This is a genomic window from Halopseudomonas aestusnigri (genome assembly GCF_002197985.1).
In the GTDB taxonomy this organism is placed as follows: domain Bacteria; phylum Pseudomonadota; class Gammaproteobacteria; order Pseudomonadales; family Pseudomonadaceae; genus Halopseudomonas; species Halopseudomonas aestusnigri.
Map to the genome: position 1 here is coordinate 151102 of NZ_NBYK01000006.1, position 13371 is coordinate 164472.

The following is a 13371-nucleotide window of genomic DNA, read 5'->3' on the forward strand; positions in this document are numbered from 1 at the left end:
TCTACGGCGCCCTGATTTCGCGGGTGTTACCGTTTTTTCATCGTTTCTGCTGCACGTCGAGGGTCGGCGTTGGCGATACTTTTTTAGCCCGGCTTCGGTCACGCGTGTGGATAAGTAGGGGGGGAGCAGATAGAATAGAGCGCTCTGTCAGTACCGCTTTTCAGTGCGGTCTGAAGTCTCTTTTTTGTACTCAATAACAGCCGCTGGCATCAGTGGTCCCGGGGGAATTCAGTGTCTGTTGCACTTTGGCAGCAATGCATCGATTTTTTGCGTGATGAGCTACCATCCCAACAGTTCAATACCTGGATTCGCCCGTTGCAGGTCGATGGCGACCAGGCGGAGATCCGTCTGTATGCACCCAACCGGTTCGTGCTGGACTGGGTCAATGACAAGTACCTCAATCGCATCCAGGAGTTGATGGACGATTTGTCTCAGGGGCAGGCGCCGATGGTGTCGCTGCTGATTGGCAGTCGTCGTACTGCTGCCGCGCCGGTCTCCGCGCCTGCGCCGCGACCGCTGCAGTCAGCGACAGCTGCCCCTGCACCGATTCCGGTAGCTGCTCCGGTTACGCCGGTGGTGGTCGAGTCTCAGCCGCAACCGCTGGTTGATCACAGCGGTACTGCCGAGGCAGCCGCTGAACTGGCCGGTAATTCTGCAGATCAGCCGCAGGCGCCGCCGACCTTGATCAAGCACACCAGTCTGCTTAACCGCAGTTTTACCTTCGAGAACTTCGTCGAGGGCAAGTCTAACCAGCTTGCCCGCGCTGCAGCCTGGCAGGTTGCGGACAATCCCAAGCATGGCTATAACCCGCTGTTCCTTTATGGGGGCGTTGGCCTGGGCAAGACCCACTTGATGCACGCGGTTGGTAACCATCTGCTGAAGAAGAATCCGGCTGCCCGGATCGTGTATCTGCATTCCGAGCGTTTCGTCGCCGATATGGTCAAGGCGCTGCAAATGAACGCCATCAACGACTTCAAGCGTTATTACCGTTCGGTCGATGCGCTGTTGATTGACGATATTCAGTTCTTTGCCAAGAAAGAGCGCTCGCAGGAAGAGTTCTTCCACACCTTCAACGCGCTGCTTGAAGGCGGGCAGCAGGTCATTCTCACCAGTGACCGGTACCCCAAGGAAATTGACGGCTTGGAAGAGCGGCTCAAGTCTCGTTTTGGTTGGGGCCTGACCGTCGCTGTCGAGCCGCCCGAGCTGGAAACCCGCGTTGCCATTCTGATGAAGAAGGCCGAGCAGTCCCGGGTTGATCTGCCTCACGATGCGGCTTTCTTTATTGCCCAGCGTATTCGCTCCAACGTCCGCGAACTGGAAGGTGCACTCAAGCGGGTCATCGCCAGTGCGCATTTTATGGGACGCGACATCACCATTGAGCTGATTCGTGAGTCGCTCAAGGACCTGCTCGCCTTGCAGGACAAGTTGGTGAGTATCGATAATATTCAGCGCACCGTCGCCGAGTACTACAAGATCAAGGTAGCCGACGTCCTGTCCAAACGTCGCTCCCGCTCCGTTGCACGGCCCCGTCAGGTTGCCATGGCCCTGGCCAAGGAGTTGACCAACCACAGCCTTCCCGAGATTGGCGATGCGTTTGGTGGACGGGATCACACAACGGTATTGCATGCCACGCGCAAGATTGCCGAGTTGCGCGAGACTGATGCGGATATCCGCGAGGACTACAAGAATCTGTTGAGGACGCTGACGACCTGAGCCCGTCAGCCCACATCACTGCCAACCAGCACGAGGTCGAAGGAAGACAATGCAATTCACCATTCAGCGAGAAGCTCTGTTGAAGCCCCTGCAACTGGTTGCCGGCGTTGTGGAACGTCGCCAGACCCTGCCGGTTCTGTCCAACGTCCTGCTCGTGGTCGACGGCAACACCCTGTCACTGACCGGTACCGACCTGGAAGTCGAGCTGGTTGGCCGTATCGCGTTGGATGAAGCCTGCGAGGACGGCGAGATAACCGTTCCTGCCCGCAAGCTGATGGATATCTGTAAATCGTTGCCGGACGATGCCACGCTGAACTTCAAGGTCGAAGACGGCAAGGCACTGATCAAGGCCGGGCGCAGTCGGTTTACCCTGGCGACCCTGCCGGCAAACGATTTCCCCAATGTTGAAGACGGCCCGGGTGCGATGAGTTTCGCCGTCAGTCAGGGTAAGCTGCGTCGCCTGATTGAGCGCACCAGCTTTGCCATGGCGCAGCAGGACGTACGCTATTATCTGAACGGTCTGCTGCTGGAGATCAATCAGGGTCAGCTGCGGGCGGTCGCGACCGACGGCCACCGCATGGCGATGTGCACCGTTGATGCGAACATCGATTACCAGGAACGCTACCAGTTGATTGTGCCGCGCAAGGGCGTTCTTGAATTGGCGCGTCTGCTTGGCGAGGCCGATGACCTGGTTAACGTCGTACTGGGTACGCACCACATTCGCGCTACCACCGGTGACTTTACCTTTACCTCCAAACTGGTGGATGGCAAGTTCCCGGACTACGAGCGCGTGTTGCCGCGCGGCGGCGACAAGATTGTTGTGGCTGATCGCCATAGCCTGCGTGACGCGTTTAGCCGGACGGCGATTCTGTCCAATGAAAAGTATCGCGGTATCCGTCTGACACTGGAATCGGGTCAACTGAAGATTCAGGCCAACAACCCCGAGCAGGAAGAAGCCGAAGAAGAAGTCGTGGTGGATTACAGCGGTGCACCGCTTGAGATCGGCTTCAACGTCAGCTACCTGCTGGATGTGATGAACGTACTGGGTCACGAGCAGGCCAAGCTGGTGTTGTCTGATGCCAACAGCAGTGCACTGATCCAGGAAGCCGAATCTGACGAAAGCCTTTACGTCGTCATGCCGATGCGTCTCTGACGCGCAATGCCGCTATCTCGTTTGACGGTCACCGCGGTGCGTAATCTGAACCCGGTGACCCTTCTCCCCTCTCCTCGTATCAACCTCGTTTCCGGTCCGAACGGCAGTGGCAAGACCAGCTTGCTTGAGGCCATTCATATTCTTGGCCTCGCCCGATCCTTCCGCAGTACCCGATTGCAGCCCGTTATTCAGTACCAGCAGGATAGCTGTACTGTCTTTGGCGAGGTTTTTTTGTCGGGTGGCAACTCCAGCAAGATTGGTATTACTCGCAGTCGGCAGGCCGACTACGACATTCGTATCAATGGCCAGAACGCACGTAGTACCGCCGAGCTCGCCGAAGTCCTGCCATTGCAGTTGATCAACCCGGACAGTTTTCGCTTGCTTGAGGGCGCTCCCAAACAACGTCGGCAGTATCTGGATTGGGGTGTGTTCCACGTGGAACATCGTTTTCTCCCGGCGTGGCAACGACTGCAAAAGAGCCTCAAACAACGGAATTCGCTGCTGCGACGTGGTAGAATCGAACGTTCGCTGCTAGCCCCCTGGGAGGCCGAGCTGGTCGCTTCTGGCGAGCAGATTGACGGCTTCCGACAGGCGTATCTGCAACAGCTGAAGCCGGTGTTCGAAGGCGTACTCGCGGAGCTGCTGCAGATAGATGGGCTAACGCTAAGCTATTTTCGCGGTTGGGATCGCGAGCGCGGTCTGGCTGAGGTGCTGGAGTCGCAGTTCGATCGTGATATAGCACTCGGGCATACCCAGGCTGGCCCACAGCGCGCTGACCTGCGACTGCGGGTCAACGGGATGAACGCCGCCGAAGTGTTGTCCAGAGGTCAGCAAAAGCTGGTCGTCTGTGCGATGAAGATCGCGCAAGGGCGGCTGCTAGGTCTGATGGAAAGGCAGCGAGATTGTGTATTCCTGGTCGACGACCTCCCCTCTGAGCTGGATCGTCACCATCGGCAAGCGCTGTGCCGCTTGCTCGAGTCGCTCGATTGTCAGGTGTTTATCAGCTGCGTCGATGCGGATTCGTTGAGTGAATGCTGGCAAGCAGACACACCCTTATCCATGTTCCACGTGGAACATGGGCACATTGTGCAGACCGAATGAAGTCTGGAGTGACTTAAGATGACCGATAACAAAGCCTATGATTCATCGAGTATTAAGGTTCTGAAGGGCCTTGATGCGGTGCGTAAGCGTCCCGGTATGTACATCGGTGACACCGATGACGGCACCGGCCTTCACCACATGGTCTTTGAAGTCGTCGATAACTCGATCGATGAAGCCCTGGCTGGCTACTGCAGTGATATCGACATCACCATCCATACCGACGAGTCGATCAGTGTCCGTGACAACGGCCGCGGTATCCCGGTCGATGCACACGAGGAAGGGGTGTCCGCTGCAGAGGTCATCATGACTGTTCTGCACGCCGGCGGTAAGTTCGACGATAACAGCTACAAGGTCTCCGGCGGTCTGCACGGTGTGGGTGTATCGGTGGTAAACGCCCTCTCGGAGAAGCTGGTGTTGACCATTCGCCGCGAAGGCAAGGTCTGGGAGCAGACCTACGTCCATGGTGTGCCGCAAGCCCCTCTGGCGGCAGTTGGTGACACCGATAGCACGGGTACCCAGATTCATTTCAAACCCTCGGCCGAGACCTTCAGCAGCATCTCATTCAGCTGGGATATCCTCGCCAAACGCCTGCGCGAACTGTCTTTCCTGAACTCCGGGGTGGGTATCAACCTGCGAGACGAGCGCACTGGCAAGCACGAACTGTTCCGCTACGAAGGCGGCCTGCGCGCATTCGTCGAGTACCTGAACCAGAACAAGAGCACCATCAACTCGGTGTTCCACTTCAATCTTCAGCGTGAAGACGGCATCGGCGTTGAAGTGGCGATGCAGTGGAATGACAGCTTTAACGAGAGCATTCTCTGCTTCACCAACAACATTCCCCAGCGCGATGGCGGTACGCACCTCGCCGGCTTCCGCAGCGCTCTCACCCGCAGCCTGAACAGCTATATCGAACAGGAAGGCTTGCTGAAAAAGCTTAAGGTCAATACCTCTGGTGACGATGCCCGTGAAGGTTTGACGGCCATCATTTCGGTCAAGGTGCCGGATCCCAAGTTCTCGTCCCAGACCAAGGACAAGCTGGTGTCATCCGAAGTGAAGACCGCCGTCGAGCAGGAAATGAACAAATTCTTTGCCGACTACCTGCTGGAGAAGCCCGGTGAGGCCAAGGCCGTAGTGGGCAAGATGATTGATGCCGCCCGGGCACGCGAAGCCGCCCGCAAGGCCCGTGAAATGACCCGCCGCAAAGGCGCACTGGATATCGCCGGCCTGCCGGGCAAACTGGCAGATTGCCAGGAGAAGGATCCGGCACTGTCTGAACTCTACATTGTGGAAGGTGACTCCGCGGGCGGCTCTGCCAAGCAGGGCCGTAACCGCCGGACCCAGGCCATCCTGCCGCTGAAGGGTAAGATCCTCAACGTCGAGAAGGCACGCTTTGACAAGATGCTCTCCTCTGCCGAGGTGGGCACGCTGATTACCGCATTGGGTTGTGGTATTGGCCGCGAAGAGTTCAACATCCAAAAGCTGCGTTACCACAACATCATCATCATGACCGATGCTGACGTCGACGGCTCGCACATTCGTACTCTGCTGCTGACGTTCTTCTTCCGTCAAATGCCAGAGCTGATCGAAAACGGCTACATCTACATTGCCCAGCCGCCGCTCTACAAGATCAAGAAGGGCAAGCAGGAACAGTACCTGAAGGACGATGAGGCACTCGAAGAGTACCTGACACAGTCAGCCCTTGAAGATTCCTATCTGTACGTTACCGAAGGCGCGCTGGGGATCACCGGTCAGGCACTGGAGCGTCTGGTACAGGAATTCCGCAGCGTGATGAAAACGCTCAAGCGCCTGGCTCGCCTGTATCCGCAGGAGTTGATGGAGCACTTCATCTATCTGCCCCGCCTGAGTGTGGAGAACCTGGCCGATAAGGCCTTTATGGAGACCTGGATTAAAGGGTTTGCAGAGCGCGTCGCACCCACGGAGCGATCCGGTCAGGAGTTCCGTGTCAGCCTTCGGGAAGACCCGGAACGGCATCTCTGGCTACCGGAGGTCGAGTCCATTACCCACGGTTTGTCGAACTATGTCACCTTCAACCGTGACCTGTTCGCCAGCAATGACTATCGCACCATGGCCGAGCTGGGTGAGAAGCTGCAGACCCTGCTGGAGCCCGGCGCCTATATGCAGCGCGGCGAGCGCAAGAAGCCGATCAGCAACTTCAAGGAAGCCCTTGAATGGATGATGAACGAAACCGCACGCCGTCATACTATCCAGCGTTACAAGGGGCTGGGCGAGATGAATCCGGAGCAGCTGTGGGAAACCACCATGGATCCGGAAAGTCGCCGTATGCTGCGGGTGAATATTGAAGACGCTATCGCTGCGGACCAGATCTTCAACACGCTGATGGGTGACCACGTGGAACCGCGCCGCGAATTTATCGAGTCCAATGCTCTGGCGGTGTCCAACCTGGACGTCTGATCAGGCGATAAAAAACCCCTTTGATCGTAGGGTCAAAGGGGTTTTTAGTGTCTGGCGATCAACGAAAGTCGTCGGTCAGATCGGAATCGGAAAACTCGTTACCCGGCGTTGCCGGCTTGAATGAAAGTTCCGGTTCTGGTTCAGGTTGCTGTGGCATGCCCAATGGCGATTCGCTGCGGGTATCGCTGAACTTGGACTTCAGCTTCAGATCCGTTGGCGAGTCAGCGTAGCGCAGCGCCATCTCCATGGTGATCTTGCCGTCGGTCAGCAGGTCGTACAGGTGCTGATCAAAGCTTTGCAGGCCGGGCTCCTGGCCGCGGTTCATCGAGTCCTTGATCTCGGACAGTTCGTCGCGGGCAATCAGGTTACGGATGTAGGGCGTGCGCAGCAGTACCTCGACGGCGGCCACGCGCTTCTGATGCACCGCAGGTACCAGCCGCTGGGCAATAATGCCTGCCAGATTCATCGAGATATCACTGAGCGTCTGTTTGCGCTCGCCTTCCGGGAACAGGTTGACCATGCGCTCGATGGCCTGGACGCTGTTGGTGGCGTGCAGGGTGGCAACCACCAGGTGACCGGTCTCGCTGTAGTGCAGCGCGTGCTGCATGGTCGCCTTGTCGCGTATCTCGCCGATCATGATGACGTCAGGCGATTCGCGCAGAACATTGCGCAGCGCATGTTCGAAGCTCTGGGTATCCAGGCCGACTTCCCGCTGATCGATGATCGATTTCTTGTGCCTGTGCAGAAACTCGATCGGGTCTTCAATGCAGACAATGTGTCCCGCCCGATTGGTATTGCGGTAATCCAGCATGGAGGCGAGGGTTGTCGACTTGCCTGAACCGGTGGCGCCGACCACCAGCACCAGGCCGCGATCCTTGAGTGCCAGTCGTTCCAGCTGCTGCGGCAGGCCAAGGTCAGCGAAGGGAGGAATCTTGTTGCTGATATGGCGCACGACCATACCTACTTCACTGCGCTGGTAGAACACGTTGATGCGGAAGCGGCCCAGGTTGGGTAGGCCAACCGCCAGGTTCATCTCCTGCTCGCGTTCGAACTCCTCAATCTGCTTTTCGTTCATCACCTGCCAGGCCAGTTCCCTGACGGCACCGGCTGCCAGCGGCTGATTGCCGAAGGCGAAGAAGTCACCCTCACGCTTGAGGGTCACGGGCGCACCGACACTGAAAAACAGGTCGGAGCCGCCCTTTTCGGCCAGGGCGCGGAGGTAGCGGTTAATATCCATATCAAGACACCGGTCGAGCAGTTGATGAAATCGCGGTACGCCGCGTCAGAACACCCATTATGGACCAGTCGGGCTTAGGCGTCTTTCAGGCCCTGCAACTGCTGGTTGATCCAGCTTTCAGCCTGTTTGTTGGCGGCGACGATCGAGCGCGGATCGGCACCGGCCGGATAGATCGCGGGGCCGATCATCACCTTGACGGTGCCGGGCTTCTTGGCCCAGCCCTGACGCGGCCAGAACTCCCCGGCATTGTGCGCAACGGGAATAATGGGGGCGTTATTGGCACAGGCTAGCGCAGCGCCACCACGGGAGAATTTGACCGTCTCTCCGGGGGCGATGCGGGTACCTTCCGGGAAGACCAGGATCCACATGCCGTCCTTCAGGCGTTCACCGCCAGTGCGTGTCAGCTGCTGCAGCGAGTCGCGCGCCTTGCTGCGGTCAATCGCAATCGGTTTGGCCAGCGCAAAGGCCCAGCCAAAGAAGGGGACATACAGCAGCTCGCGCTTGATCAACTGGGTTTGCGGACGGAATACACGTGGCAGAAAGAAGGTTTCCCAGGTGCTCTGGTGGTTGGCGAGGATCACCCCTGGCTGATCCGGAATGTTCTCCAGACCGGATATCTCGTAGCGGATGCCGACGATGTTCTTCGCCAGCCACACAGCGATAGCGGACCACCACTCGATGATGACCTTGATCCGCCAGCGAACGCTCAGAAACAGCGCGAGCGGGGTGACCAGAATGCACCAGACGGCAGCGCTGGCCGACAGCAACAGGTAGAACAAAACGACGCGAAGGCGCATCAGCAGAGACATGGTTCAAGCTTCCAGGAGGTGGTCGACAACAGCTGCCAGATCATCGAATACCCGCGTACCGGCGGGCAGTGTCTTGTGCTCGGCATTCGCACCCTTGCCGGTACGTACCAGATAGGGCGTACAACCGACGGCGCAGCCGGCCTCGAGGTCACGCAGGCTATCGCCCACGGTGGGAACGCCATCGAGCGGCTGGCCAAGGTCATCGGCAATCTGCCTGAACAGCCCTGGCAGCGGCTTGCGGCAATCGCAACCGGCATCAGGAGCGTGCGGACAGTAACGTATCAGATCCACCTTGCCGCCCTGCTCTGCTACCAGCTGGCGCAGCCGGTCATGCATGGCCTGCAGCGTGGCCTCGTCATAGTAGCCCCGGCCAATACCAGATTGGTTGGTGGCCACTGCGACAGTCCAGCCGGCCTTGCTCAGGCGCGCAATGGCGTCGATGGAGCCGGGTAAGGGAATCCACTCGTCGAGGGATTTGATATAGGCGTCGGAGTCCTGATTGATGACCCCGTCGCGGTCGAGAATGATTAACTTCATAGCGACAAGCTCCAAGCGGCAAGCTACAAGTCAGCACGGGCGGCTTGCCGCTTGCAGCTTGTAGCTTGCAGCGGCGTCAGCCGAGCAGCGAAATATCCGCAACGCCGAGGAACAGGCCGCGCAGACGTGCCAGCAACGCGTAGCGGTTGGTCTTGACGGCGTCATCCTCGGCGTTGACCAGTACCTGTTCGAAGAAGGCGTCCACCGGCGCGCGCAGGGCGGCCAGTTGCTCCAGCGTCGCGTTGTACTGCCGTTGGGATGCCAGCGGCGCTACCGCCTGCTCTGCAGCGGCGATGGCGTTCGCCAGTGCCTGCTCGGCGGCTTCCTGCAGCAGCGCAGTATTGATCTGCTCGCTGACGCTGCCGTCAGCCTTGGACAGGATGTTGGACACCCGCTTGTTGGCAGCAGCCAGGGCCTCGGCCTCGGGCAGTCGGCGGAAGGCCTGGACGGCCTGTACACGCTGATCGAAGTCCAGCGGCGAGGTGGGGCTGACGGCGCGTACCGACTGGTACACCGCAACGTCGATACCTTCATCCTCGTAGCGGGCGCGCAGGCGATCGAAGATGAAGTCCTGCACCTGGGCAACCAGCGCCTCACCTTTCAGTCCGGCGGTAGTCGCCTGGGCAAAGCCCAGTTCCTGGTTGGTCTCCACGGCGTGTTCCAGCGCAGTGGCCAGATCCAGGTCCAGCTGCTTCTCGATCAGGATACGCAGGACGCCGAGGGCGGCACGGCGCAGGGCATACGGGTCCTTGGAGCCGGTCGGCAGCATGCCGATACCGAAGATGCAGACCAGGGTGTCGATCTTGTCTGCCAGCGCCACTGCAGCGCCGGTGAGGGTGCTTGGCAGTTCGGCCCCGGCACCGCGCGGCATGTACTGCTCGTTCAGTGCCAGCGCCACGTCGTCGGCTTCGCCGTCGTGCTTGGCGTAGTAGTAGCCGGCAATACCCTGCAGTTCCGGAAACTCGCCGACCATCTCGGTTGCAAGGTCGCACTTGGACAGCAGGCCCGCACGGGCAGCACGGCCGGCGTCGCCGCCGATGTGCTCGGCAATAAAGCCGGCCAGCTCGGACACGCGTTTGGCCTTGTCGAATACGCTGCCCAGCTCGGCCTGGAATACCACGTTCGCCAGACGCTGGTTGCGGGTTTCCAGCGGCTGTTTCTGGTCCTGCTTGAAGAAGAACTCGGCGTCGGTCAGGCGCGGGCGCACTACCTTCTCGTTACCGGCGATGATCTGTGCCGGGTCCTTGCTCTCCAGGTTGGAGATGGTGATAAAGCGCGGCAGCAGCTTGCCGTTGGCATCCAGCAGGCAGAAGTACTTCTGGTTATCCTGCATGGTGGAAATCAGCGCTTCCTGCGGCACCTCAAGGAAGCGCTCCTCGAAGCTGCAGACCAGCGGTACCGGCCATTCGACCAGCGCGGTGACTTCGTCGAGCAGATCGGCCGGCACGATGGCCGTGCCCTGCTGCTCGGCGGCCAGGGTGTCGACGCGGCTCTTGATGATCTCGCGGCGTTCGGCGAAATCGGCGATCACGTGGGCGCTGCGCAGGGTCTCGGCGTAGGCAGCCGGACTGGCGATGGTGACCTGATCCGGGTGGTGGAAGCGGTGGCCGCGGGACAGGTTACCGGCACGCTGTGAGAGAATCTCGCAGGGCACGACCTGATCACCCAGCAGCATGACCAGCCACTGGGTCGGGCGAACGAATTCGGTCTTGCGGGCACCCCAGCGCATGCGCTTGGGAATCGGCAGCGCTGCCAGTGCGGCGTCAACGATGCCGGGCAGCAGATCGGTGGCCGGCTGGCCCGGGATGTTCTGCACGAAGCGCAGCTTCGGGCCCCTCTGGTCGATCTCAGCCAGATTGACGCCACACTTGCGGGCAAAGCCCTCGGCGGCCTTGGTCGGGTTGCCGTCGGCGTCGAATGCAGCCTGCAACGGCGGGCCATCAAGCTGGGTGGTGCGGTCTGGCTGCTGGGTTGCCAGCGCCTCGACCAGCACGGCCAGGCGGCGCGGCGCGGCGTAGTAGCGGGCCTTGGCGTAGCCCAGACCGGTGTCCTTCAGGCCGCCTTCAACCCCGGCCAGAAAGGCTTCGGCCAGCTTCTTCAGGGCCTTGGGAGGCAGCTCTTCGGTGCCCAGTTCAACGAGAAAATCCTGCGCCTGCATTATTCGGCCTCCTTCAGCTTGGCCAGTACTTCGTCACGCAATTCGGGGGTGGCCATCGGGAAGCCGAGGCGGGCGCGGGCCAGCAGGTAGCTCTGGGCAATCGCGCGGGACAGGGTGCGAACACGGAGAATGTAGCGCTGACGCTCGGTTACCGAGATGGCGCGACGGGCGTCCAGCAGGTTGAAGGTGTGCGATGCCTTGATGACCATCTCGTAGGCCGGCAGCGGCAGCTCCAGTTCCATCAAGCGGTTGGCTTCACTTTCATAGAAATCGAACAGCCCGAACAGCTTGTCGACGTTGGCGTGCTCGAAGTTGTAGGTCGACTGCTCCACTTCGTTCTGGTGGAACACGTCGCCGTAGCTGACCTTGCCGAACGGGCCGTCGGAGTAGACCAGGTCGTAGACCGAGTCGACGCCCTGCAGGTACATCGCCAGACGCTCCAGACCGTAGGTGATCTCACCGGTGACCGGATAGCACTCGACGCCGCCGACCTGCTGGAAGTAGGTGAACTGGGTCACTTCCATGCCGTTCAGCCAGACTTCCCAGCCCAGACCCCAGGCGCCGAGGGTCGGCGATTCCCAGTTGTCTTCAACGAAGCGGATGTCGTGTACCAGCGGGTCGACGCCGATATGACGCAGCGAATCCAGGTACAGCTCCTGGATGTTGTCCGGGTTCGGCTTGAGCACCACCTGGAACTGGTAGTAATGCTGCAGGCGGTTCGGGTTTTCACCGTAGCGGCCGTCAGCCGGGCGGCGGCTGGGCTGCACGTAGGCGGCGTTCCAGGTTTCCGGGCCGATGGCGCGCAGGAAGGTGGCTGTATGGAAGGTGCCGGCACCCATTTCCATGTCGTAGGGCTGCAGTACCACACAACCCCGCTCTGCCCAGTAGCTTTGCAGGGCAAGGATCAGTCCTTGAAAGGTGTGGACGGCTGGATTGGTCTGAGTCACGTGTTTCACCAGGTCGGGCTGTGAAATTGAGAAAGGCCGAAGTATACATTCAGAACGCCTCCGACATACAGGAAAGCGGCGTATTTACTGGTCTGCGCGATCTTAGTCTGCGTGCTCTGCCAATCCCTTTGGGCGCTCACGGTGTTGCTGCCGCCGAGCGCTCGATCACCTGCCCCAGGCGGTCGAAATCGATGTTGGCACCGGAGTTGATGGCGATCAGGGTCTGCTCGCGGATACCTTCGCGTCGCACGTATTCGCGCAAGCCAGCCACTGCCAGCGCGCCAGAGGGCTCGGTGATCGAGCGGGTGTCGTCATAGATCCTGCGCACGGCGCTGCAGATGGCGTCGTTACTGACGGTGATGACCTCATCCACGTAGCGTCGGCAGAAGGCGAAATTGAGTTTGCCGATCTGCGCGACCGCGACGCCATCGGCAAAGCGCCCGACCGCTGGCAAGACCACACGGGCATCGGCCGCCAGTGCTGCCTGCAGGCAGGCGGATTCCTCCGACTCGACGCCGATCACCCGCACCTCGGGGCGCAGATACTTGATATACGCCGCTACCCCGGCGATCAGCCCGCCGCCACCGACCGGTACAAATACCGCGTGGAGTGCACCCTGGTGCTGACGCAGCAGCTCCACCGCGACGGTTCCCTGGCCGGCGATCACATCCGGGTCGTCAAACGGCGGGATGAAGATGTAGCCGTACTTGTCTGCCAGCTGCAGTGCGTGTGCCAGTGCTTCCGGGAAGCCGTCGCCGTGCAGCAGCGCAGTGGCGCCCCGGGCACAGACCCCCTCGACCTTCAGTCGCGGTGTGGTAGTGGGCATGACGATCAGCGCGCGCACGCCGAGTCGCTGGGCAGCAAGTGCCAGTCCCTGGGCATGGTTACCGGCTGACGCGGTGATGACGCCGCGTGCCCGCTCGCTTGGGCTCAGTCGAGCGACGCGGGTGTAGGCACCGCGGATCTTGAACGAGAACACCGGTTGCAGGTCCTCGCGCTTGAGCAGAACCTGATTGCCCAGGTCCGAGGACAGGCGCGGGGCGAATTGCAGCGGGGTCTCGGTCGCGACGTCATAGACCGGTGCCGACAGGATGCTGCCGACCAGAGTGCGTAATTGTGCCGGGGCGTCGTCGTCGCCGGGGTCGGTTTCGGTGTCGGTTGAAGAAAGGGATAGAGCAGTTGTCATACGGTCTCCTGATGCTTGTTTGCCCCGGAGACAGAATGAAAAAACCCGCCTCAGAGGCGGGTTTGGGTGCGCACGATGCTAGCCCGCCGTTATGGGA

Annotated in this window: 9 protein-coding genes and 1 pseudogene; 4 read left to right on the forward strand and 6 right to left on the reverse strand. The window is 60.1% G+C overall.

Annotated elements, in window-relative coordinates:
• The first annotated feature begins 231 nt into the window (after window positions 1-231).
• The 4 genes from dnaA to gyrB are packed head-to-tail and all read left to right on the forward strand — an operon-like array spanning window position 232 to window position 6400.
• On the forward strand, window positions 232-1713 hold the full coding sequence (gene dnaA / locus B7O88_RS10860) for a chromosomal replication initiator protein DnaA (RefSeq protein ID WP_088275899.1): 1482 nt from the start codon (window positions 232-234) through the stop codon (window positions 1711-1713).
• A gap of 49 nt (window positions 1714-1762) precedes the next feature.
• Entirely contained in the window at window positions 1763-2866 is a 1104-nt protein-coding gene (gene dnaN, locus B7O88_RS10865; RefSeq protein WP_088275900.1) for a DNA polymerase III subunit beta, read from the forward strand.
• Window positions 2867-2872: 6 nt separating this feature from the next.
• Window positions 2873-3967, forward strand: coding sequence for a DNA replication/repair protein RecF (gene recF / locus B7O88_RS10870; protein WP_088275901.1), 1095 nt, complete (start codon window positions 2873-2875; stop codon window positions 3965-3967).
• A gap of 18 nt (window positions 3968-3985) precedes the next feature.
• A complete protein-coding gene (gene gyrB, locus B7O88_RS10875) occupies window positions 3986-6400 on the forward strand; it encodes a DNA topoisomerase (ATP-hydrolyzing) subunit B (RefSeq protein WP_088275902.1) in 2415 nt (804 codons plus the stop codon).
• A gap of 58 nt (window positions 6401-6458) precedes the next feature.
• Here gyrB and B7O88_RS10880 read toward each other — a convergent pair whose 3' ends face one another.
• The 6 genes and pseudogenes from B7O88_RS10880 to ilvA form a co-directional block, all read right to left on the reverse strand.
• The gene (locus B7O88_RS10880) at window positions 6459-7637 is read right to left on the reverse strand and encodes a PilT/PilU family type 4a pilus ATPase (protein ID WP_088275903.1); all 1179 of its coding nucleotides are present in this window, start codon (window positions 7635-7637) and stop codon (window positions 6459-6461) included.
• 74 nt (window positions 7638-7711) lie between these two features.
• Entirely contained in the window at window positions 7712-8446 is a 735-nt protein-coding gene (locus B7O88_RS10885; RefSeq protein ID WP_088275904.1) for a lysophospholipid acyltransferase family protein, read from the reverse strand.
• 3 nt (window positions 8447-8449) lie between these two features.
• Window positions 8450-8983 (reverse strand): D-glycero-beta-D-manno-heptose 1,7-bisphosphate 7-phosphatase, encoded by a 534-nt coding sequence (gene gmhB / locus B7O88_RS10890; protein ID WP_088275906.1) that lies wholly within the window; start codon window positions 8981-8983, stop codon window positions 8450-8452.
• Window positions 8984-9059: 76 nt separating this feature from the next.
• Window positions 9060-11141 (reverse strand): glycine--tRNA ligase subunit beta, encoded by a 2082-nt coding sequence (glyS, locus tag B7O88_RS10895; protein ID WP_088275907.1) that lies wholly within the window; start codon window positions 11139-11141, stop codon window positions 9060-9062.
• Window positions 11141-12088, reverse strand: coding sequence for a glycine--tRNA ligase subunit alpha (gene glyQ / locus B7O88_RS10900; RefSeq protein WP_088275908.1), 948 nt, complete (start codon window positions 12086-12088; stop codon window positions 11141-11143). The genes glyS and glyQ overlap by 1 nt, the downstream gene beginning before the upstream one ends.
• A 154-nt stretch (window positions 12089-12242) precedes the next feature.
• A pseudogene (gene ilvA, locus B7O88_RS10905) lies at window positions 12243-13193 on the reverse strand (threonine ammonia-lyase, biosynthetic); the annotation flags it as partial.
• Window positions 13194-13371 lie beyond the last annotated feature (178 nt).